Here is a 21662-nt window from a genome sequence, read left to right as displayed (position 1 = left end):
TTGAAGGGAGACGCGATGTCCGGTGAAGAGATGACGCCAGAAGAGAAGCGCCACGATCAGCTCACGACCGCTCCCGATGCAACCGAGGCCGATGCCTCGCCGCGCATCGAGGTCACCGAGCACGATGGCGTGACACGAGTCGAGGTCGCGGAGGACGCCGAGGTCCGCCCAGGTCCAGGACCGGGGATGCCTCAAGCCAGTCGGGAAGAGCCAATCGGCTGAGCACGCCTGCGCCCGGAAGCTGCCGCCGCTTGAAGCAAGGGGAAAGCCGTCAGCACCATATCGGCCAACTCGCTCAGCGGGCGGGTGAGCGGATCTGTCGCAGGTACGCCGATCTCGAGTTCGATCGCGTCGATCGCGTCCCCGATCTGCGTGGTGGAAAGATGCTCGTGGTTGACGGTCACACCGATCACACGCGTTTCTGCGAACGCCTCGATGAGTGCCACCTCGCTCGCAACAGTGGGCATCGGCATCATGGGGAAGTCGCCGAGCACCTGTCGGCCCGGAGCATGCTGCACGATGACTCCGGCGGGTCTGCTGCCTCGGAGGATATGCGCGGAGGTGAGGTACGCGGGGTGGCTCAGCGCCCCCTGACCCTCCACGATGATGATGTCGGGGTCCTCTGCGTCAAAGGCTGCGACAACCTGGTTCTCGACCTCGCCCGAGCAGAACTGGGGGACGAGCGCATCCAGGGCCACACCGTAACGACCGCCCTGGATGATCGTCGTCTGCCCTGTGCCGACCATGACAGCGTGGATGCCGCGGTCGTTCAGCGCCTGGACGAGGAGCGTCGCGGTCGTCCGCTTGCCGATCGCGCCGTCCGTGCCGAGCACGGCGATGCGCGGGCAGGTCACATCGAAGATGCGACCGGAGAACAGGTGAAGATCCTTCTTGTCCTTCGGACGACGCACATCGGTGATGGTGACACCAGCGAGAAGGGCGGCAGCGGCGAACTCCGCATCGTCATTCAAGAACTCATGCAGGCCGTTGATGATGTGCATGCCCTGGGCGATGCCATCGAGCAGCACGATGCGCTGCAGATCCGAGAGGAGTCCGTCGGCAGGAGCGACGCCGCAGATCAGATAGTCCGGAGTGTGTCCGGCATGTCCGACGGCCTCTGCGAGGTCCGAGACGACCGGGATACCATTGGCGGTGCCGTCCAGGAACGAGCCGGTGTCTTCGCCGGAATGTCGGCTGTCGATCACGCTGAGTATCCGGTACTTCTCAGAGTGCCGGACAAGACCGTTCGCAGTTTTGCCGTCCTGCTCGCCGAATTGGCCTTCGCAGAACACGATGGCGGTCGAACCGATAGGGAGCACCGGTAGTGCGGCTGAACTTGCGGGTGCGGAATGGGAATGCACGGAAATCAGGTCTCCTCTTGATCACCCAGAGGAGGCGACGGAGAACGAAATGGCTGCAATGGCCCGTTGGTCGACAAGAAGTCTTCCCTGAAGCCGACGATGTGTCGACTTCGTCAACGTATCAGCGTCGGCTGTGAGAGGGCAGGGCAGCCGTGCTCCACAGTGCCCAGACGATCAGAACGGGCTGGAGGAACAGGCGGATGAGCCGCTTCGCGTCGGTGTCGAGACCCGGCGCGGAACGGTGAGTACGCCATTGCTCGATGTTTCCGGGAAAAACGGCGACGAAGAATGCGGCAGCAGCCCAGCCGATTCGCCGACGCTCGTTCGGCAGGGCGATGAGTCCGGCACCGAGTGCGAGCTCTGCGACCCCAGAGGCGATGACGATTCCGTCTTTGTCGAGGCCAGTGGCCTTCGTCGCCCACTCGGGGATCAGCCCTCGGAATCCTCTGGTCTGCACGAAATGCAGGATTCCCATGAAGATCAGTCCGACTGCCAGTGCCCAGCGTGCGATGTCTCGGATCATTCGTTCACGCTACCGCCCGTTTGGAGCGCTTCGCTCAACCAGCGCGCATAGAGGTTCCACGGTGCACCGACTTTCCGGAGCCCGCTGACGTGCTCTTCGAGTTCGGTGGTGAACGTGAACCATTCGCCGCCCTCGCGGATGGCCGCGAATTCGCCGTGCCGCCGTCGCTCGAGGGTGCGATCGCCGCGTTCGAACGCGAGGAGCTCGTCATGCCGGATGCTGGCGAGTCGCTGACGCGGGCGCCGGCTCGTGCCGATCTTCACGCGACGGTCGTAACGCAGGTAGTAGACGACGTCGATGCGGGGGAGGGGGAGGCCGTCATCCGGCACTTCGCCATAGCGCCAGGTGCAGTCCGCGCACGCCCATCCACCGCGGAGGCGCGTTCCGCGGATGCCACCGCAGAGATGGCACGGACCGGGGAGAGATTCGGCTTTTGGCATGCACCGTACGCTACGCCGGGATGCCGACATCGCGGCGTTCCGCGGGAAGAGAAGTATGGTGGGCGATGCGGGACTTGAACCCACGACCTCTTCCGTGTGAAGGAAGCGCGCTACCAGCTGCGCCAATCGCCCAAGACCCCGTGGGGTCAGAAATCGATACTACCGGACGGTTTCACCGCTTTTAGACCATTCCGCCGGACACGCGCGAGATCCGCGTTGAGTTTTGCGACGCGGGAATCGTCGGCTATTGTTTTACAAGTGCCCGGGACGCCGGAACACGAAATGCGGATGTAGCGCAGTGGTAGCGCATCACCTTGCCAAGGTGAGGGTCGCGAGTTCGAATCTCGTCATCCGCTCGAGTGCAGAGAGTCTCTTTGAGAGGCTCACGGCACGTGGGGTCAATCCACACGGTGGCGTGGCCGAGCGGCTAGGCACCGGCCTGCAAAGCCGTTTACACGGGTTCGAATCCCGTCGCCACCTCACCGAAAACTGAACAGCCCCAACGGGCGCGATTGGCGCAGCGGTAGCGCGCTTCCCTGACACGGAAGAGGTCACTGGTTCGATCCCAGTATCGCGCACACTTAAACCCCCGGAATTCCGGGGGTTTTCCTCGTTCCTGAGGGTGCTCGCCGGCGATCCGTGGAACGGGCGGTCACACCTTCCCTCTCGGCCTACGCTTCCGACGCAGCCGCTGACCTGCGCAACCGCTCGAGGCGCACGGTGACCTTGTCCACCGTCAGGATGACCGCACAGATGATCGCGATGCTTCCGGGGATGAACACGAGCAGGTCATCGATCGCTTCCCATGCGGCAGGACTCCACAACGCGATCCAGGTGAGTACGAGTGCAAGCGCCGTCATCACCTCACCGACAAGCGTCACGATCCCGAAGAACCAGGTGACCCGGCGGTGCTTTGCCACCCCTTTCGTCGAGAAGTGGAAGTCGATGCCGAAAGCGATCAGCAGCACCGCGAACACAGACAGCAGCAGTCCCAGGTCATCCGTCGTCAACTCGCGCATGGCGTCAGGATCTCAGTTGCGCGTACGGAACTCCAGTGTTCTCTTCGCCATCTGTCAATGGGGGCGACGAATCGGTTGACTCGGGCGAGGGTGGGTCACCATTACCCCCACGAATGGAGTTGCAGATGTCTAATCCCATGCATGAGCACGACGACGACCGTCCGACCGTTGTCGGTACCGACCCCGACATGAACATCGGCGACGATGATCCTGCCGCGGCGCAGCGCGCGGACGAGGCGACGGGCGAAGATGACGACGCGGACCGAGACGAGATCGAAATCGAGGATCTGCCTTAGAGCCGGTTGTCATCGGTCGTCTGCTGAGGCCCGCGAGGCGAGTAGCCTAGAAGGTGACCCAGATGGAGTGACCTGTGCCTGAAATCGACGAGCAGAACGCCGCGCCCCGCGACGGCTTCGCCCTGTTCTCTGACCGATCCGTCGTCGCGATGCGCGTGAACGGCGAACTGAAGGATCTCGCGACCACCGTCGCCGAGACCGACGAGATCACCCCGGTGACGATCGAGAGCGAAGACGGACTCGCGATCCTGCGCCACTCCGCAGCCCACGTGCTCGCCCAGGCGGTGCAGCGCATCAACCCGCAGGCGAACCTCGGCATCGGCCCACCCGTGACCGATGGCTTCTACTACGACTTCGGCGTTGACACTCCGTTCACGCCCGAGGACCTCAAGGCGATCTCCAAAGAGATGCAGCGGATCATCCGCGAAGGTCAGCGCTTCGTGCGCCGCGTCGTCACTGAAGAAGAGGCGCGTGCAGAGCTTGCCGACGAACCGTTCAAGCTTGAGCTGATCGACCTCGCCGGTGGCCCAGGCTCCGGAGCGAACGCCGCAGAAGGCGCCTCTGTCGAGGTCGGCGCCGGTGACCTGACGATCTACGACAACACCACCAAAGACGGCGAGGTCGCTTGGAAGGACCTCTGCCGCGGCCCACATCTGCCCAGCACTCGCATGATCGGCAACGGCTGGGATCTCACGCGTATCGCCGCCGCCTATTGGCGCGGCAGCGAGAAGAACCCGCAGCTGCAGCGCATCTACGGCACAGCGTGGCCCACCAAAGAAGAGCTGAAGGCCTATAAGGACCGGCTCGCCGAAGCGGAGCGTCGTGATCACCGCAAACTCGGTGTCGAGATGGATCTGTTCTCCTTCCCGGACGAGATCGGCTCGGGACTTGCGGTCTTCCATCCCAAGGGCGGGATCATCCGCTACGAGATCGAAGAGAATCTGCGTCGCCACCTGCTGCGCAACGGCTACGAGGTCGTCAACTCGCCGCACATCACCAAGAAGGATCTGTTCCAGACTTCAGGTCACCTGCAGACCTACGCCGACGGAATGTTCCCTCCGATGCACCTCGACGAGGTCACCGACGAAGACGGCAACATCACCCGTCAGGGCCAGGACTACTACCTGAAGCCGATGAACTGCCCGTTCCACAACCTCATCTACCGCGCACGGGGACGCTCCTACCGTGAGCTGCCCCTGCGCCTAGCCGAGTTCGGCACCGTCTATCGCTACGAGAAGAGCGGAACACTCTCCGGCCTCACTCGTGTGCGCGGTCTCACGCAGGATGACGCGCACATCTACGTCGCACAGGACCAGGTGCACGAAGAGCTGACCACGAACCTCAACCTCGTGCTGGCTCTTCTTCGCGACTACGGTCTGAGTGATTTCTACCTCGAGCTGTCTACGAACGAAGAGGGCAACGACAAGTTCCTCGGCGAGCCGGAGCAGTGGAGCTCTGCTATCGACACGCTGCGCGAGGTCGCCGTAGCATCCGGTCTCGAGCTCGTCGATGACCCGGGCGGAGCAGCCTTCTACGGACCGAAGATCTCCGTGCAGGCGCGCGACGCGATCGGGCGCACCTGGCAGATGTCGACCATTCAGCTCGACTTCAACCAGCCGGAGCGATTCGAGCTCGAGTACACCGGACCTGACGGGCAGAAGCACCGGCCGGTCATGATCCACCGTGCTCTGCTCGGCTCGGTCGAGCGATTCTTCGCGATCCTTCTCGAGCACTACGCGGGTGACTTCCCGGTGTGGCTCGCTCCCGTGCAGGTCGTGGGCGTGCCCGTCGCCGAGCAGTTCGGTGAGTACCTCGACGGGATCGTCGCGCAACTGCGCTCGCACGACGTGCGCGCAGAGGTCGACCACTCGGACGACCGGATGCAGAAGAAGATCCGCAACCACACCACAGGCAAGGTTCCGCTGATCCTGATCGCGGGGGAGAAAGACCGCGAGGCCGGCACGGTCTCCTTCCGCTTCCGCGATGGCACTCAGGAGAACGGCGTTCCGATCGCGGATGCTGTCGCGCGTATTCGTGCCGCCATCACGTCTCACGCACTCGTCCACACTGTGGGAGATCTCGCGTGACGACCGGGGACGCCGTGGAGGATGCCGGGCATCTCGCCGGTGTCCCCGACGAGTTCCAGCGCCTGTGGACCCCGCACCGGATGGCATACATCCAGGCGGGCCCGGAGCCGCTGCGCGAAGAGTGCCCGTTCTGCGAGGCTCCGAAGCATCATCCTGACGCTGAACGTCTCATCGTCGCGCGAGGAAAGACGGCCTATGTGCTGCTCAACCTCTTCCCGTACAACTCAGGGCACATGCTGGTGTGCCCGTACCGCCATGTCGCGACCTATGACCAGGCGACGCCAGAAGAAGTGGCGGAAATCGGAGAGCTGACCCAGATCGGGATGCGCGTGCTGCGCGAGGTCTCGAACTGCGACGGTTTCAACCTCGGCATGAATCAAGGCGCTGTCGCCGGCGCTGGCGTCGACGCGCACCTGCACCAGCACATCGTGCCCAGGTGGAAGTCCGACGCGAACTTCTTTCCGATCATCGCCAAGACGAAAGCGCTCCCGCAGCTTCTCGGCGAAGTGCGGGAGGCCATCGCGAATGCGTGGCCGCTCAGCGAACCTGACGCGCGCTGAACTGCATCTTCGGGTGCGCGTAGGACTCCTGTGCCTCGATGAGCTGGAGCTCGCGGTCACCTGAATCCAGGGTGAGCTGCAGCAGGTCGAACACACTCGAAGCGGTGCGCTCCAGTGCTGTCTGCGCGCTTCCCGTCGAGACGTAGTGAGCGGTGAACAGCGCAGCGGTCACATCGCCAGAGCCGTTCGCCTTCATCGGCAGGAACGGCGTCTGCACGATCCACGCACCTGCGTCGTCGACGGCGAGCATCTCGATCGTGCCCTCTTCACGGTCTGGCCGCTCCACACTCGTGACCAGCACGGTGCGAGGGCCCATCGCGCGGGCGAGGTCGACGGACTCCAGGGTCGACTCCAGCGTGTCGGGCTCCGTGCGCGTGAGGAAGCCCAGTTCGAACTGGTTCGGCGTGATGATGTCGGCGACCGGCACCACTTTCTCGCGCAGCAGCTCCGGGATGGCCGGCGCGACGAAGCATCCGGATTTTGCGTTTCCCATCACCGGATCGCAAGCGTACAGAGCGTTGGGGTTTGCCGCCTTCACGCGCGCAACGGCATCGATGATGACCTCACCGATGCCCTCGCCGCCCTGGTATCCGGACAGGATCGCGTCGACCTGGGGGAAGACCTCGCGCTCTTCGATGCCGATGATGACGTCACGGACGTCCTTCGGGTCGATGAGTGGGCCGCGCCATGCGCCGTAACCGGTGTGGTTCGAGAAGTTCACCGTGTACACCGGCAGCACATCGACGCCGATGCGCTGCAGCGGAAACACCGCGGCGGAGTTGCCGACGTGTCCGTAGGCGACGGCAGACTGGATCGAGAGGATTTTCATCCCTCGATCTTCTCACTGTCGAAGCCTCGCTCAGCGCACTGCGACAGCGATGTCTGCAACGAGCTGCTCTGCGTCGTCATCGCTGAGGTCATGCACGGTGAGTCGCAGATGGTGCGAGGGATCGGCGTTGTCGTCGAGGAGGAACTCGTCCCCGGTGCGTGCGAGCCAGCCACGGCGCATCAGCTGTTCCCTGACCGTGCGTGCCGGCTTCGGAAAGCGCACCCAGAGGTTCATTCCGTCGGTGTACTCGGCATCGATGCCCTGTTCGCGCAGTCGCCCGGCGAACACGCGATTGCGCTCTGCGTAGTGGGCTCCGGCTGCACGGATTCGTGCGCGCACGTCTTCATCGGTCAGCATCCCCAGCGCGAGGCGCTGCAGCAGGTGACTCACCCAGGTTGTTCCAGGGCTCAATCGCATGGAGAGGCGCTCGGCGGTCTCCGGATCTGTGGCGGCGATCGCGAGGCACATATCAGGGCCGAGGAATTTCGACACCGATCTCAGCAGTGCGAAGCGCTGGTGACCGGGGCCGATCAGGCTCTCGTATCGCTGCTCGGACAGCATCGAGAAGTGATCGTCTTCGATGATCAAGACATAGGGATGCTGCGCAAGCAGTTCCCGCAGAGCAGCAGCACGCGTGGGGGACAGGCTCGCCCCGGTCGGGTTCTGAGCGCGGGGGGTGGAGATGATCGCCCGGACTCCCGCATCCAATGCCTCGCGGAGGCCATTGACGGTCATGCCCTCGTCATCGACGGGCACCGGCACGGCGCGATAGCCACCCAGCCTCACCGTGTGGATGCTGGCGAGGAAGCATGGATCTTCGAGCGCCACCGCGTCATCGCGCATGAGCGCCTGGGCGAGCAGTCGTTCGACGGCGTCGACCGCTCCGCTCGTGACGGTGATGCGAAAGTCGGATGCCGCCAGGTCTGGTGCGATCCACTCCCGCGCCCACGCCTCAAGAGCAGGATCGATGACGGGTTCCCCGTAGAGCACGGGCCTTCCCACCACACCGGCGAGCACCGCGGAGGGATCAGGGATGAGAGAGGGGTCGGGGTTTCCCGTGCCGATGTCACGGAGCACGGTGTTCGCGGCGTAGCCCTCCTGGGCGACGGCGTCGTGCTCGATGATCATCGTTCCGGCTCGGCCGCGGCTGACGACGATGCCCGCCTGGGCGAGCTGTCGGTACGCGGCCACCGTGGTATTCCGGTTGACACCGAGAAGCGCCGCGAGCTCTCGCACGGGCGGCAGCAGGGTGCCGGGAGGCAGCACTCCGCGTTCGCGCAGTTCGCGCACGCTGCCGGCGATCTCAGCGGCCGTTCGACCGGTGATCTGCTCGTTCAATGACGCCTCCTGACATCTGAGTCTACGGGGCGCGGAGACAGTGCTATCTTTTGGCATAGATCAAACACAGCTTTGGATGCACGGAAGGATCCACCATGGTTGCAGACGAGAATTCCACCACCGGATCGGCACGCGTCAAGCGCGGACTCGCCGAGATGCTCAAGGGCGGCGTCATCATGGACGTCGTCACCGCTGAGCAGGCGAAGATCGCCGAGGATGCCGGTGCAGTGGCCGTCATGGCGCTCGAGCGCGTCCCTGCCGACATTCGTGCGCAGGGTGGCGTCTCTCGTATGAGCGACCCGGACATGATCGACAGCATCATCAGTACCGTCTCGATTCCGGTGATGGCGAAGGCCCGCATCGGACACTTCGTCGAGGCGCAGGTGCTTCAGGAACTCGGTGTCGACTACATCGACGAGTCCGAGGTTCTCTCGCCCGCCGACTACGTGAATCACATCGACAAGTACGACTTCACCGTTCCCTTCGTCTGCGGTGCGACCAACCTCGGCGAAGCACTGCGTCGCATCAACGAAGGGGCGGCGATGATCCGCTCCAAGGGCGAGGCGGGCACCGGCGACGTGTCTGAAGCCATGAAGCACATCCGTAAGATCCGCGGCGAGATCGCAGCTCTCGCGGCTCTCCCGAAGGACGAGCTCTACGTCGCGGCGAAGGAACTGCAGGCACCGTACGAGCTCGTGGCGGAGATCGCCGAGACGGGAAAGCTCCCCGTCGTGCTCTTCGTCGCCGGTGGCGTTGCCACCCCAGCGGATGCCGCCATGATGATGCAGCTCGGCGCCGACGGCGTCTTCGTCGGCTCCGGCATCTTCAAGTCGGGGAACCCCGCTGAGCGCGCTAAGGCGATCGTGAAGGCGACGACCTTCTACGACGACGCGAAGGTCATCGCCGAGGTTTCGCGCGGCCTCGGAGAGGCGATGGTCGGCATCAACGTCTCCGACCTCCCCGCCCCGCACCGCCTCGCCGAGCGTGGCTGGTAACCCACGTATCGGCATCCTGTCCCTGCAGGGCGACGTGCGCGAGCACGAGCACGTCCTGCAGGGGCTCGGGGCTGACACGCTGCGCGTGCGGCGTCCAGCGGAACTCGTTGAGGTCGACGCCCTGGTGATTCCGGGTGGCGAGTCGACGGTCATCGACAAGCTCTCGCGTTCGTTCGGCTTGCAGGAACCGATCCGTCAGGCGATCAGAGACGGGATGCCGATGCTCGGCACCTGCGCAGGGCTCATCATGCTCGCAGATGCCCTGACCGACGCGGCGGAGGGGCAGCAGACCTTCGGCGGACTCGATGTCAGGGTGCAGCGCAACGCGTTCGGACGCCAGACGGAGTCGTTCGAAGTCGCCCTGATCGTGCCAGCGCTCGGAGCACAGCCCGTTCGCGCGGCGTTCATCCGCGGGCCGGTGATCACGGCTGTGGGGCCCGGGGCCTCGACACTCGCCGCGCTGCCGGACGGTCGTGTCGTCGCCGTGGAGCAAGGCCCCCTCATCGGCATCAGTTTTCATCCTGAAATCACCGGCGAGACCCGCTTCCACGAAAGGCTCTTGGACTCGGTGACATCGCGGTAGCGTGGCGGGATGCGTTTGCCGATCGGATCCACGGATGTCTCAGAGAGCGGTGGCACAGTCACCCTGATCGGCCGTCGAGGGAACGACTGGCAATCGATCGCTTCGACCGAGATGCCACTTGATGAAGCTGTCGCAGTGCTGGAGCAACAAGCTCACGCACATGAAGATCCTGCGTTCGACGAGGCTGTTCTCTCGTCGGATGCTGATGCTCCTCGGTACGCGCCCGGTCAGCCCATCCTCTGGCGCTATGGCCGGCATATCGAGGCAGTGCGGGTGATCCGGGACGATGAGCGTGGACTCGTCATCTGGATTCCCCCGGGATCTTCGCGTCTTGAGCCGGGCCCGGCCGATGGCAGGCGTCATCGGGATGTTCCTTTGGAGGAGCGTTTCCTCGAGCCCTGGGTGACGCGCGAGAAGACATGGACCGGGCAGGGCGTCGTCCGTGTCGCACCGACCGGCAAGCCCTGGTCGGTGTGGTTCTTCCGGCGCGCGGACGGCTCTCCGGCCGGCGTGTACGTCAACCTCGAACTCCCTCACCGCCGGGGGAGCGAGGACTCGAGCGTCTTCTCGAATGACCTCGTTCTCGACATCTGGATCGATGCCGAACACGTCGGGTCCGAGGACGTCTGGCTGAAGGACGCCGATGAGCTCGAAGCCGTAGTGAGACACGGACGGTTCACCGCGGAGCAGGCAGAGGCGGTGCGCGTACTCGCCGATCACGCCGGACACGACTTCATCGTGGATGGCGCATGGCCCCTCGATGAGGATTGGGCGCAGTGGACCCCGGATGCCGAGATGGATGCGCCTGTCGCCCTGCCTTCTACGCCCCTGATCGAGTCCGCGAGGCACCGATCAGGCCCGAACAGCCTCGAGGGCTGAGCACTCGCGCGGAACGGTTGCCGGGAACCGCGTAGAATGAGGGCGCTAAAAAGCGCGAGACGAGCGGAGACATATGTCCGGGCATTCCAAGTGGGCGACGACGAAGCACAAGAAGGCCGTCATCGATTCGAGGCGCGCGAAGTCGTGGGCCAAGCTCATCAAGAACATCGAAGTAGCGGCGAAGCTCGGCGGCGCCGATATGGCGGGCAACCCGACGCTCTATGACGCCGTGTTCAAGGCGAAGAAGATGTCCGTCCCGAAGGACAACATCGATCGCGCAGTGAAGCGCGGCGCCGGTATCGGCGGCGAGGCTGTCGAGTACCTCTCGATCATGTACGAAGGCTATGGACCCAACGGTGTCGCCCTCATGATCGAGTGTCTGACCGACAATAAGAACCGTGCAGCCGCAGAGGTGCGTACGGCGCTGACCCGCAACGGCGGCACACTCGCTGACCCAGGCAGCGTCGCGTACAACTTCGAGCGCAAGGGCGTCATCGTGGTCGGTTCTGAGGGGACAACCGAAGACGACGTGATGGAGGCCGTACTCGAGGCCGGTGCGGAAGAGATCGAGCCGCACGGCGACGACTACGGGGTCATCACTGAGGCCACCGACCTGGTGACCGTCCGCACTGCTCTGCAGGATGCCGGGATCGACTACGAATCCGCAGACGTCGAGTTCGTGCCGAACGTCAAGGTCGAGGTAGATGCGTCGACCGCCCGCAAGGTGTTCCGTCTCATCGACGCACTCGAAGACAGCGAAGACGTGCAGAACGTCTACAGCAACTTGGACCTCACCCCAGAGGTGCAGGCTGAACTCGAGGACGACGAAGAAGAAGACTGAGGCGAGCCTGCCGGGCCGTCACTTCCCCCACGCATACCCTGGGGGAGTGGCGGCTTCTTCTCTGCGCGTGCTCGGGATCGACCCCGGCCTCACCCGATGCGGTGTCGGGATCGTCGATGTCGACCGTTCGCGACGTGGGACTCTGGTGCACGTCGGCGTCATCCGCACTCCGCCGGATGCTCCCATCGGAGAGCGGTTAGCAGCGGTCGCCGCGGGAATCCGCGATGTCCTCGGTGAGCACGAACCGGATGCTGTCGCCGTTGAGCGCGTCTTCGCCCAGCACAACAGCCACACGGTGATGGGCACCGCCCAGGCCAGCGGCGTCGCTCTCCTGATCGCTGCCGAAGCGGGACTGCCCGCCGCGACCCATACGCCGAGTGAGGTCAAGGCAGCGGTGACCGGCTACGGTTCCGCGGACAAGAAGCAGGTGCAGGCAATGATCGCCCGCATTCTGCGACTGGATGCGCCACCTCAGCCTGCCGACGCGGCTGACGCCCTGGCGATCGCACTGTGTCATGCGTGGCGACGCGGTGGGGCCGCCCCTGGGGCGCCGGAGTCGCTGACGCCCGCGCAACGGGCGTGGGCGGACGCCGAGCGTGTCGCTCGAACATACATACGATGAAGATCGTAGGCTGGAGCAATGATCTCCTCGCTCCACGGCACGGTTCTGTCCACGGGGGTGCCCGCCACCGGCGCTGACCATGTCGTGATCGATGTCGGAGGAGTGGGTTTCTTCGTCTCTGTGCCTGGCGACGTCGCGCACACGGCCCGCGTCGGTGAGAAACTGCGGCTGTATACGAATCTCATCGTGCGTGAAGACGCCCTGAGTCTGTACGGATTCGCCGAACCTCTCGAGTTGGAAGTGTTCACGCAGCTTCTGAGCGTGACGGGAGTCGGACCCAAGTCGGCCCTCGGCGTCCTCGGACATCTCACGGTCGATCAGATCGCTGCTGCGGTCGCAGACGACGACGACGCTCCGTTCCGCCGTGTGTCGGGTATCGGACCCAAGACGGCGAAACTCATTGTGGTGCAGCTCGCGGGCAAGCTTCAGCCTCCTGCGTCTGCCGCGGGACGCGCCGCGCCCGCAGGCGATGTGGTCGTCACTCAGTTGACTACCGCACTGATCGGACTGGGCTGGTCCGAGAAGGTCGCGATCGAGGCCGCGGCAGAGACGGCAGAAGCCGCGAGCGAAGCTGACCGCGCATCAGTGTCTGCGCTCCTGCGGCAGGCGCTCGCGGCTCTGGGCCCAGCGAAGGCTGGTGGCGCACGTGGCTGAGGAGCACTTCGAGGGCCGCGATCCCGCTGAGCCGGTCGACGAGACAGAGCTGGCGATCGAAGGCGCGCTCCGACCGGAGAGCCTCGGCGAGTTCGTCGGGCAGCCCAAAGTCCGCGGTCAGCTTCAGCTGCTCCTGGATGCCGCGCGCATCCAGAATCGTCCTCCTGACCACATCCTGCTCGCAGGACCTCCCGGGCTCGGCAAGACCACGCTCGCGATGATCGTCGCCCACGAGAGCGAACGTCCGCTCCGGCTCTCGAGCGGGCCGGCGATTCAGCACGCCGGCGACCTCGCTGCGCTCCTGTCGAGCCTCGTCCCCGGTGAGGTGCTCTTCATCGATGAGATCCACCGCATGGCGCGCTCCGCCGAGGAGATGCTCTACCTGGCGATGGAAGACTTCCGTATCGACATCATGGTCGGTAAGGGGGCAGGGGCCACCAGCATCCCGCTCGATCTGGCCCCCTTCACTCTCGTCGGTGCGACGACACGTTCCGGGCTGCTCCCCAACCCGCTGCGCGACAGGTTCGGTTTCACCGGACACCTGGAGTTCTATGACGATGCCGACCTCGAGAAGGTGATCGCGAGATCATCGCTCGTGCTCGATGTGGGCGTGCCCGTCGACGCGCGTCATGAGATCGCTCGGCGTTCGCGGGGCACTCCGCGCATCGCCAATCGACTTCTGCGTCGAGTGCGCGACTACGCGCTCGTCCATGGTGAACGCGGTGGTGCAACGCTCGGTGATGTCAACGCGGCGCTCGAGCTCTACGACGTCGACCCGATCGGATTGGACCGGTTGGACCGCGCGGTTCTCGAGGCGCTCGTGCACCGCTTCCGCGGAGGACCTGTAGGGCTGAGTACCCTCGCTGTCGCCGTCGGCGAAGAGGCAGAAACCGTGGAGAGCGTGGTTGAACCGTTCCTCGTGCGCATCGGCTTCCTCGGCCGCACCCCCCGCGGTCGGGTCGCGATGCCAGAGGCGTATGCGCATCTCGGGCTGTCGCATCCCGAAAGCGCCGCATTGTTCGATGACCTATAATCGCTGAAGACTTCACCCCTGCCCCCGGCACGTCCGACCCTCGGCGTGCACATTTTGAAAGGCTCTGCCTGATGGAAATCGTCCTCTTCGGCCTCCTCGCCGTCCTTCTCGTCTTCATGTTCTTCAACACGCGCAAGCGGCAGAAGGCGCTGAAGGCCGAACAGGAAGAGAAGGCCACCAAGACGGTTCCCGGCGTAAAGGTCCTGCTCCAGGGCGGCCTCTACGGCACGATCGTCGCATACGACCCCAACGACCTCGACACGCCCGCACTCGTCGAGATCGCGCCGGGAACGATCATCGAGGTCCACAGCCAGGCGATCCTCCGCATCGTCGAGCCGAATGACGCAGTCGCAGACTTCGAGTCCGACGCAGACGCTCACGACCACGTGATCGAAGAGATTGAGATCGACTCCACTCCTGAGACGCCCGAGCAGACCCGTGCCCGCCTGGAGCGCGACGCCGACGGCAACTGATCGCCATCGGTGAGTAGTAGTCTCTTCGCTGGCCCTGTCCGGTCCACTCGGTAACGCAGAAAGCTGAACATCCGTGGCTTCATCCTCTCCTGTCCGCCATGCGTGGAAGGTCCTCCTCGGCCTTCTCCTCGTGACGGCCGCTCTGTTCGGCATCAATGCAGTAGGTGTCTACGGATTCCAGAAGAGCTCTTGGACTCCTGAGCTCGCTCTCGACCTGCAGGGCGGCACACAGATCGTGCTGAGCGCCGTCACCGAAGACGGGGCGAACCCCACGGCGGAGCAGCTCGACCAGGCAGTCTCGATCATCCGCCAGCGTGTCGACGCTTCTGGTGTCGCTGAAGCCGACATCACGACCGAGGGCGGACGCAACATCGTCGTCCAGATCCCGGGTGTCGCCGACGAGGAGACCCGCGCTCGCATCCAGGCCAGCGCACAGCTCGAGTTCCGCTCCGTGATCTTCGCAGGCGACCCCGCGACCGAGTTCGTCGGCGAAGACGGCAACAGCACGCCGTATCCTTCGCCCGATCCCTCGGCGAACGCCGTGCCGACAGCGACGCCCACCGACGGCAGCGACATGGCATGGGTGACCGAGAAGCTGCAGGGGGAGTTCCTCGCCTTCGACTGCACGAACCCTGAGAACAACGCCTCCAGCGCTCCCGCTGACGAACCCCTGATCACGTGTGATGACACCGGCACGGTGAAGTACATCCTCGGTCCGATGGAGCTCTCGGGTGACGCGATCGATGACGCCACCAGCGGTCGCGACCCGCAGTCGGGCGCCTGGACCGTGCAGCTCACCCTCGACACCCACGGCACCAAGGTCTTCGGCGAGATCAGCCAGCGCCTTTACCAGAACAAGCTCGACGGTCTGAGCCCGCGCGACCAGTTCGCGTTCGTTCTGGATGGCAAGGTCATCTCGGCTCCGCAGATGAACGCGCAGATCCTCAACGGAAAGCCGAGCATCTCCGGGTCGTTCACTCAGGAGACCGCTGAGACGCTCGCCAACCAGCTCAAGTATGGTGCGCTGCCGCTCAGCTTCACCACCGAGAGTTCGGACACGATCTCCGCAACGCTCGGAACCCAGCAGCTCCAGGTCGGCCTCATCGCCGGCCTCATCGGACTCGCGCTCGTCGCGGTGTACTCGCTGATCAGCTACCGCGCGCTCGGTACGGTGATCATCGCCTCCATCGCGGTGATGGGTGTGCTGACCTACATCATCATCTGCATCTTGGCGTGGCGCCTCGGCTTCCGTCTTTCGCTGGCAGGTGTCGCGGGTCTGATCGTGTCGATCGGATTCACCGCCGACTCCTTCATCGTGTACTTCGAGCGAATACGAGATGAGCTGCGAGACGGAAAGTCGATCACCGGCGCCGTCGAAGACGGTTGGGGTCGCGCGAAGCGAACCATCTACATCTCGAAATCGATCAACATCCTCGCCGCTGTCGTGCTGTATGTCCTCGCCGATTCGACGGTGAAGGGCTTCGCCTTCACGCTGGGGCTCACGACCCTCATCGACGTGTTCATCTTCGTGATCTTCACGCACCCGGTGATGCAGATCCTCGCGCGCACTCGTTTCTTCGGCGGTGGACACAAGCTGTCGGGCCTCGACCCTGATGCGCTCGGCGCGGTCTACCACACCCGCTCGCAGTACCGCGAGGTCGCAGAGACCACGGTCGGTCGTGCAGCGAAGAACAGCCGCTCGCGCGGCGAAGCGGAGCGGCGACAGACGATCGCCGAGCGCAAGAGAGAACAGGCGCTCACGTCGAGCAGATCCACGAACTCGGGAAGCGAGGGAGAGCGCTGATGGCCTCCATGAATGAGTTCGGCAACAACCTCTACACGGGAAAGACCTCTTTCCCGTTCGTCGGCAAGCGTCGTCTGTGGTTCATCATCGCGATCGTCCTCGTCGCGGCATCCGCCCTTGTGCCTCTTCTGCGCCCAGTGCAGTTCTCGATCGAGTTCACCGGTGGGTCGCAGTTCACGGTGCTCGCGCCGGACTCCACTGATCAGGCGACCGCGACGACAGCTGTGCAATCGGTCGTTCCAGAATCGACGGCGAAGGTCGCGATCGTCGGTGGCACAGACGTGCGGGTGCAGACCTCGCAGATGTCGGCGGAAGACACTCAGGCCGTCTCCCACGCACTGGCAGAGGCATATAACGTCGCCCCGGAAGAGATCACATCATCCTTCATCGGCCCGCAGTGGGGTGAGAGCGTCACCCGACAGTCGCTGTGGGGTCTGGCGATCTTCCTCGCGCTGACGTTCCTGATCCTTGCGATCTACTTCCGCACCTGGAAGATGTCGGCGGCAGCCATCATCGGCCTGCTCGACGTGCTCGTCATCACGGTCGGTGTGTACGCGCTGGCAGGATTCGAGATCTCGCCGGCGGCCGTTATCGGCTTCCTCACGATCCTCGCGTACTCGCTGTACGACACGACGGTGGTGTTCGATAAAGTCCGAGAGAACACCACGGAGGACGGCGGGAACTCGTCTCGAATCTTCGGAGAGTCGGTGAACCTCGCCGTGAACCAGACGCTCGTGCGTTCGATCAACACGTCGATCGTCGCGGCTCTGCCGGTCGGTGCGATCCTCTTCATCGGAGCATTCTGGCTCGGTGCTGAGACACTCACAGATATCTCGCTGTCGATCTTCGTCGGCATTCTGGTCGCCACGTACTCCACGCTCTTCGTCGCAGCCCCGCTGTATTCGCTCTTCCGCGAGAAGGAGCCGCACATCGTGGAGAGCGATCGCCGCGTGCTCGAGCTTCGTGCTCGCGCCGCAGTCGACGCCTGAGGCGGCTGACCGCTGCCGGGCCCGAACCCCGGCAGGCGCGTAAGATGTGGTGACCCGGAGGTGAAGCGATGGCGGAGGCGTCTACTCAGGCGCAGGGCTCGAGTCTGAGACGACTCGTCCCGCGCATCTTCTCGCGCGCGCCTCGGATCAACGATCTCGACAACCTCATCCGCTCCGTGCGGGTGAACCACCCCAAGGGCGATCTCGCGATCATCGAGCGGGCATACAAGGTTGCCAAGGAGAAGCACGAGGGGCAGAAGCGGCGCAGCGGCGAGCCGTACATCACTCACCCGCTGGCCGTTGCGCAGATCCTTGCCGAGATGGGGCTGGGGCCCCGTGCAATCGCGGCGGCCCTCTTGCACGACACCGTCGAAGACACCGGGTACGCCCTCTCAGAGCTGACGGACACTTTCGGCGACGAAGTGGCGATGCTCGTTGATGGCGTCACCAAGCTCGACAAGGTCAAGTACGGCGAGAGCGCTCAGGCCGAGACCGTCCGCAAGATGATCGTGGCGATGTCCAAGGACATCCGCGTGCTGCTGATCAAGCTTGCCGACCGCCTCCACAATGCGCGCACATGGGGTTTCGTACCACCCGAGAAGGCTGCGCCGAAGGCCAGAGAGACTCTGGAGATCTACGCGCCGCTGGCTAACCGACTCGGCATCCAGACGATCAAGTCGGAACTCGAAGACCTCTCGTTCGCGGTGCTGCACCCGAAGATCTACGCCGAGATCAACAGCCTGATCGCTCAGCGCACTCCTCAGCGCGAGAAGTACCTCAAGCAGGTCATCGAATCGATCGGCGAAGACCTGCACGACCTCCGCATCAAGGGGCAGGTCGGCGGACGCCCGAAGCAGTTGTACTCGGTGTACCAGAAGATGGTGCTGCGAGGTCGTGAGTTCGACGACATCTACGATCTGATCGGCATCCGCGTGCTGGTCGGGTCAGTTCGCGACTGCTACGCCGTGCTCGGTGCGATCCACGCTCGTTGGACGCCGCTGCCCGGTCGCTTCAAGGACTACATCGCGACGCCGAAGTTCAACCTCTATCAGTCGCTGCACACGACGGTCATCGGCCCGAGCGGCCGTACTGTCGAGATCCAGATCCGCACGCACGAGATGCACCAGCAGGCCGAGTTCGGTGTCGCAGCGCACTGGATGTACAAAGAGCGGATGAACGGCGGGAAGTCCGTCGATGGTCCGAGCGACACGGACATGACCTGGTTGGCACACATCTCGGACTGGCAGGCCGAGACAGCGGACCCAAGCGAGTTCCTCGACTCCCTTCGCTTCGAGATCGGGGCGAAAGAGGTCTACGTCTTCACGCCCAAGGGGCGAGTGATCGGGCTGCCGTCCGGCGCGACGACAGTAGATTTCGCGTATGCCGTGCACACCGAGATCGGCCACCGCACCATGGGTGCGAAGGTCAATGGTCGCCTGGTTTCGCTCGAGACAGTGGTCAACAGCGGCGACGTCGTCGAGGTGTTCACGTCGAAGAATCCGGATGCCGGCCCCAGCCAGGATTGGCTGTCGTTCGTCAAGAGCACCCGCGCCCGCAACAAGATCAAGGGTTGGTTCACCAAGGAACGCCGCGAAGAGGCGATCGAGCAGGGCAAGGAGTCCATCGCTCGCGCGATGCGGCGCCAGAACATGCCGCTGCAGCGGCTGATGAACCATGACTCCTTCGCTGAAGTGGCACTCCAGCTTCGGTACGAAGATGTGTCTGCCCTGTACGCTGCAGTCGGCGAAGGACACGTGTCCACGCAGTCGGTGCTCGAGAAGGTCACCGCCCTCATCGCGGCGAACGATACGAGCACTGGTGCGATCGACATTCCGGTGCAGCCACGGGCGCACGTGCCGCGAACCGGTGACTCCGGCATCCTGGTGCGCGGTGCTTCGGACATTCTGGTGAAGCTCGCCAAGTGCTGCACGCCCGTTCCGGGTGACAAGATCGTCGGTTTCGTGACCCGCGGCAGCGGCGTGTCTGTGCACCGCGCTGACTGCGTCAACGTTCAGGCGCTCAGCGACCAGGAGCAGCGCTTCATCGATGTGGAGTGGGGTTCCACGGGCAAGAGCGTGTTCCGGGTGCAGATCCAGGTCGAAGCCCTCGATCGCGGCGGGCTGCTCTCAGATGTGACCCGAGTGCTCAGCGAGCACCACGTCAACATCCTCTCCGCGACGGTGAACACCAATGATGATCGCCTGGCGATCAGTCGGTTCGTGTTCGAGATGGGCGACTCCGTGCATCTCGATCGTGTGCTCAATGCGGTGCGCCGGATCGACGCGGTGTACGACGTCTACCGCGTCACCTCTTCTTAGAGTCACACGCTCCTCAGCATCGATAGCGCCGCGAGCTTGCCTGGCAGGCGCGGTCGGGATTCCACGTGCGCGATCGCATGAGCGAGGAGATCGCGTCGGCTATCTGCAAGGCATCGCATCCAGTGCGCGGCGGCGTCGTCACTACGGGCCGCGAGAGCAAGATCAGTCAGAGTGCGCAGCGCAGTGGTGACAGGTGTGCGCCCGACGATTTCGATGTCGTCCGCGTCAAGAAGCACATCGTGGAGCACGACTCCGCGCGGAGCATGCACGCGCTGGCGGCGCGCAGATACACGCTGCAGGTGGTGGCGCGCGGGGGGAGCATTCCCCGTGCCGTGCACCCACGCCGCCGTCGGACCGCTCAGGGCATAGCCCGGAACCAGGATCGGCGCCAGCGAAGCCACGCGCGCGGGTGCATCCTCCGGGAGATCGGGCGGCATGTAGCCGTCGCCGACCTCGATCAGCAGACCATCCAGGCGCGCCGAATTCAGTTCGGGCTGAGACAGCAGAGCCCCGGGAAAGAAGAGCAGCGATGAATGCACACCTTCAGTGTGCCGCGCTGCGGCCCTTTCTCGGGGCTGCTGTGGATAACGTCAGTTGCCGAGGGCGCCCAGCCAAGCGCGACGTGCTTCCAGAGCGTCAGCTGCTTCCTTGACGGCCTTCGCATCGCCGGACTTCTCAGCTGCTGCCAGTTCGCTCTCGAGCTTGTCGATCGCGTCCTGCAGCTGCTGGCTCATGTCGTTCGCACGCGCCTTCGTCTCGGGGTTGTTGCGCTTCCAGTCGACCTCTTCGCGTGACTTGAGCGCCTGCTCGATCGCGCGGAGCTTGTCATCGAGAGCACGCTCCTGGTCACGCGGGAAGATGCGGCCCACTTCGTCCCACTGACGCTGGATCTTCGTGAGCAGCGCACGCGCCTGCTTGATGTTCGATTCGTCAGCGACGGCTTTGGCCTCTTCGAGGAGCGCCTTGCGTGCTTCGATCTTCGGTGCGGACTCGGCTTCTTCTGCGGCGGACTGCTCAGCGCGAGCAGCGTACAGAGCATCGCCGGCAGCCTTGAAGCGAGCCCACAGGGCGTCATCAGCCTTGCGGCCGGCACGACCGGAGGCCTTCCAGTCCTCGAGCAGGTTGCGGTACGCGGGGATTCCGTCCACGCCCTTCGGCGCGAGGGCCTCAGCGCGCTCGATCAGCGTGTTCTTGCGCTCACGCGCAGACTTGTGCGTCTCATCGAGCTCGGCATAGAACGTGCGACGGTTCTTGTCGATGACGGAGCGAGCATCGCGGAATCGCTTCCACAGCTGCTGCGAGATGCCCTTGGGAAGGCGTGGACCGTTCTGCTGCTGGGACTGCCAGGTCTCGAAGAGCGTGTTGACCTCTTCAGTGACCTGCTTCCACTGCACCTTGCTGAGGTCACGAGCGGCGACTGCTTCGATGCCCTCAACGACGACCGTGCGTTCGGCGATCGCCTGGTCGACCTGCTCTTTGGCCGCTTTGGCCTCGGCCTCGCGTGCCTCAGCGAGCGTCTCGGTGAGAGCGCTCAATCGCGCGTTCAGCGATGCGAGATCGCCGACAGCGGCAGCATCGGTCACCTCGGTGACGAGCTTGCCTGCCTGGCTGGTCAGATCACTTGCCGAGGCACCACCCGACTGGTGGCGCTGCTCGAGCGTGTGCACCTTGAAAGCGAGATCGTCGAACTTGCGGACGAAGTAGGCGAGTGCCTCTTCAGGCGTGCCGTCGGGGTACTGACCGACGACGCGCCACTGATCGCCTTCGCGAACCTCGACGACGCCGTCGTCAGTGACACGGCCCCACTCAGCGGAGTCGGCCGCAGCCACGGGGGAAGCCGCGGCCACGGGGGCTGCGACCGGCGCCGATGCGCGAGGTGGCATCGGGATGCGCGGAGGCGCGGGAACGGGCGGGGTGGGCTTGGGGGTCTCGGCTGCAGACACGATGTGCTCCTTGCGCGGTCAGCCCGCGTGAGGGTGGAAAGGACTTCGCTCAGCCTAGTACGCCTGGGGCCAGCC

General features: G+C 64.3%; 23 protein-coding genes and 4 tRNA genes. 18 read left to right on the top strand and 9 right to left on the bottom strand.

Going from position 1 to position 21662, the window contains the following annotated elements:
- Nucleotides 1-15: 15 nt before the first annotated feature.
- On the top strand, nt 16-222 hold the full coding sequence (locus ACN0RC_RS11965; RefSeq protein ID WP_417511986.1) for a multidrug transporter: 207 nt from the start codon (nt 16-18) through the stop codon (nt 220-222).
- Here the strand turns inward: ACN0RC_RS11965 and ACN0RC_RS11960 are convergent.
- From ACN0RC_RS11960 to ACN0RC_RS11945, 4 genes are all read right to left on the bottom strand, one after another.
- Nucleotides 192-1319 carry a DUF1611 domain-containing protein gene (locus tag ACN0RC_RS11960; RefSeq protein ID WP_417511984.1) on the bottom strand — a complete coding sequence of 376 codons (1128 nt, stop codon included), beginning with the start codon at nt 1317-1319 and terminating at the stop codon, nt 192-194. The genes ACN0RC_RS11965 and ACN0RC_RS11960 overlap by 31 nt on opposite strands.
- 163 nt (nt 1320-1482) lie before the next feature.
- Nucleotides 1483-1884 (bottom strand): hypothetical protein, encoded by a 402-nt coding sequence (locus tag ACN0RC_RS11955; protein WP_417511983.1) that lies wholly within the window; start codon nt 1882-1884, stop codon nt 1483-1485.
- Nucleotides 1881-2324: a GIY-YIG nuclease family protein gene (locus tag ACN0RC_RS11950; RefSeq protein WP_417511981.1), complete on the bottom strand. Its 444-nt coding sequence runs from the start codon at nt 2322-2324 to the stop codon at nt 1881-1883. The genes ACN0RC_RS11955 and ACN0RC_RS11950 overlap by 4 nt, the downstream gene beginning before the upstream one ends.
- Before the next feature lie 56 nt (nt 2325-2380).
- A tRNA-Val gene (locus ACN0RC_RS11945) sits at nt 2381-2456 on the bottom strand.
- 152 nt (nt 2457-2608) lie between these two features.
- Here ACN0RC_RS11945 and ACN0RC_RS11940 point away from each other — a divergent pair.
- The 3 genes from ACN0RC_RS11940 (at nt 2609) to ACN0RC_RS11930 (ending at nt 2902) form a co-directional block, all read left to right on the top strand.
- A tRNA-Gly gene (locus ACN0RC_RS11940) sits at nt 2609-2680 on the top strand.
- A gap of 53 nt (nt 2681-2733) precedes the next feature.
- Nucleotides 2734-2804, top strand: a tRNA-Cys gene (locus ACN0RC_RS11935).
- A gap of 26 nt (nt 2805-2830) precedes the next feature.
- Nucleotides 2831-2902: transfer RNA gene (locus ACN0RC_RS11930), tRNA-Val, on the top strand.
- A gap of 93 nt (nt 2903-2995) precedes the next feature.
- Here ACN0RC_RS11930 and ACN0RC_RS11925 read toward each other — a convergent pair.
- Nucleotides 2996-3343, bottom strand: coding sequence for a hypothetical protein (locus ACN0RC_RS11925; protein WP_417511979.1), 348 nt, complete (start codon nt 3341-3343; stop codon nt 2996-2998).
- Nucleotides 3344-3468: 125 nt separating this feature from the next.
- Between ACN0RC_RS11925 and ACN0RC_RS11920 the strand changes: the two genes are divergently transcribed.
- From ACN0RC_RS11920 to ACN0RC_RS11910, 3 genes are all read left to right on the top strand, one after another.
- Nucleotides 3469-3639 carry a hypothetical protein gene (locus tag ACN0RC_RS11920; RefSeq protein WP_417511977.1) on the top strand — a complete coding sequence of 57 codons (171 nt, stop codon included), beginning with the start codon at nt 3469-3471 and terminating at the stop codon, nt 3637-3639.
- A 149-nt stretch (nt 3640-3788) separates the two neighbouring features.
- Nucleotides 3789-5726 (top strand): threonine--tRNA ligase, encoded by a 1938-nt coding sequence (gene thrS / locus ACN0RC_RS11915; RefSeq protein WP_417512104.1) that lies wholly within the window; start codon nt 3789-3791, stop codon nt 5724-5726.
- Nucleotides 5723-6286 carry an HIT family protein gene (locus ACN0RC_RS11910; RefSeq protein WP_417511975.1) on the top strand — a complete coding sequence of 188 codons (564 nt, stop codon included), beginning with the start codon at nt 5723-5725 and terminating at the stop codon, nt 6284-6286. The genes thrS and ACN0RC_RS11910 overlap by 4 nt, the downstream gene beginning before the upstream one ends.
- On the opposite strand, the gene pdxY is transcribed toward ACN0RC_RS11910, so the two are convergent.
- Both pdxY and ACN0RC_RS11900 read right to left on the bottom strand, forming a co-directional pair.
- Nucleotides 6264-7115, bottom strand: a complete 852-nt coding sequence (pdxY, locus tag ACN0RC_RS11905; RefSeq protein WP_417511973.1) for a pyridoxal kinase PdxY — start codon at nt 7113-7115, stop codon at nt 6264-6266. The two genes, ACN0RC_RS11910 and pdxY, sit on opposite strands and share 23 nt — an antisense overlap.
- 30 nt (nt 7116-7145) lie before the next feature.
- Nucleotides 7146-8453 (bottom strand): aminotransferase class I/II-fold pyridoxal phosphate-dependent enzyme, encoded by a 1308-nt coding sequence (locus ACN0RC_RS11900; protein ID WP_417511971.1) that lies wholly within the window; start codon nt 8451-8453, stop codon nt 7146-7148.
- A gap of 95 nt (nt 8454-8548) precedes the next feature.
- On the opposite strand from ACN0RC_RS11900, the gene pdxS reads away from it, so the two are divergent.
- The 11 genes from pdxS (at nt 8549) to ACN0RC_RS11845 (ending at nt 19644) form a co-directional block, all read left to right on the top strand.
- On the top strand, nt 8549-9448 hold the full coding sequence (gene pdxS, locus ACN0RC_RS11895; RefSeq protein WP_417511970.1) for a pyridoxal 5'-phosphate synthase lyase subunit PdxS: 900 nt from the start codon (nt 8549-8551) through the stop codon (nt 9446-9448).
- Entirely contained in the window at nt 9438-10031 is a 594-nt protein-coding gene (gene pdxT / locus ACN0RC_RS11890; protein ID WP_417511968.1) for a pyridoxal 5'-phosphate synthase glutaminase subunit PdxT, read from the top strand. The genes pdxS and pdxT overlap by 11 nt, the downstream gene beginning before the upstream one ends.
- A gap of 9 nt (nt 10032-10040) precedes the next feature.
- Nucleotides 10041-10910, top strand: coding sequence for a DUF402 domain-containing protein (locus tag ACN0RC_RS11885; protein ID WP_417511966.1), 870 nt, complete (start codon nt 10041-10043; stop codon nt 10908-10910).
- 73 nt (nt 10911-10983) lie between these two features.
- The gene (locus tag ACN0RC_RS11880) at nt 10984-11751 is read left to right on the top strand and encodes a YebC/PmpR family DNA-binding transcriptional regulator (protein ID WP_417511964.1); all 768 of its coding nucleotides are present in this window, start codon (nt 10984-10986) and stop codon (nt 11749-11751) included.
- A 46-nt stretch (nt 11752-11797) separates the two neighbouring features.
- Nucleotides 11798-12373, top strand: coding sequence for a crossover junction endodeoxyribonuclease RuvC (gene ruvC / locus ACN0RC_RS11875; RefSeq protein ID WP_417511962.1), 576 nt, complete (start codon nt 11798-11800; stop codon nt 12371-12373).
- An 18-nt stretch (nt 12374-12391) separates the two neighbouring features.
- A complete protein-coding gene (gene ruvA / locus ACN0RC_RS11870; RefSeq protein ID WP_417511960.1) occupies nt 12392-13027 on the top strand; it encodes a Holliday junction branch migration protein RuvA in 636 nt (211 codons plus the stop codon).
- The gene (ruvB, locus tag ACN0RC_RS11865) at nt 13020-14060 is read left to right on the top strand and encodes a Holliday junction branch migration DNA helicase RuvB (RefSeq protein ID WP_417511958.1); all 1041 of its coding nucleotides are present in this window, start codon (nt 13020-13022) and stop codon (nt 14058-14060) included. The genes ruvA and ruvB overlap by 8 nt, the downstream gene beginning before the upstream one ends.
- A gap of 71 nt (nt 14061-14131) precedes the next feature.
- Complete coding sequence (locus ACN0RC_RS11860; protein WP_417511956.1) at nt 14132-14533, top strand: preprotein translocase subunit YajC; 402 nt, start codon at nt 14132-14134, stop codon at nt 14531-14533.
- 73 nt (nt 14534-14606) lie between these two features.
- Nucleotides 14607-16337, top strand: coding sequence for a protein translocase subunit SecD (gene secD / locus ACN0RC_RS11855; RefSeq protein ID WP_417511954.1), 1731 nt, complete (start codon nt 14607-14609; stop codon nt 16335-16337).
- Nucleotides 16337-17326, top strand: coding sequence for a protein translocase subunit SecF (gene secF / locus ACN0RC_RS11850; RefSeq protein WP_417511952.1), 990 nt, complete (start codon nt 16337-16339; stop codon nt 17324-17326). Before secD ends, secF begins: the two co-directional genes overlap by 1 nt.
- 68 nt (nt 17327-17394) lie before the next feature.
- The gene (locus ACN0RC_RS11845) at nt 17395-19644 is read left to right on the top strand and encodes a RelA/SpoT family protein (RefSeq protein ID WP_417511951.1); all 2250 of its coding nucleotides are present in this window, start codon (nt 17395-17397) and stop codon (nt 19642-19644) included.
- Between the two features lie 2 nt (nt 19645-19646).
- On the opposite strand, the gene ACN0RC_RS11840 is transcribed toward ACN0RC_RS11845, so the two are convergent.
- Nucleotides 19647-20183, bottom strand: a complete 537-nt coding sequence (locus ACN0RC_RS11840) for a hypothetical protein (protein WP_417511949.1) — start codon at nt 20181-20183, stop codon at nt 19647-19649.
- A gap of 51 nt (nt 20184-20234) precedes the next feature.
- Entirely contained in the window at nt 20235-21587 is a 1353-nt protein-coding gene (locus ACN0RC_RS11835) for a DUF349 domain-containing protein (RefSeq protein ID WP_417511948.1), read from the bottom strand.
- Between the last annotated feature and the right edge of the window lie 75 nt (nt 21588-21662).

Origin of the sequence: Microbacterium sp. (assembly GCF_048259935.1) — a bacterium.
Lineage (GTDB): Bacteria > Actinomycetota > Actinomycetes > Actinomycetales > Microbacteriaceae > Microbacterium.
This window is presented reverse-complemented; position numbering and strand designations above follow the sequence as displayed.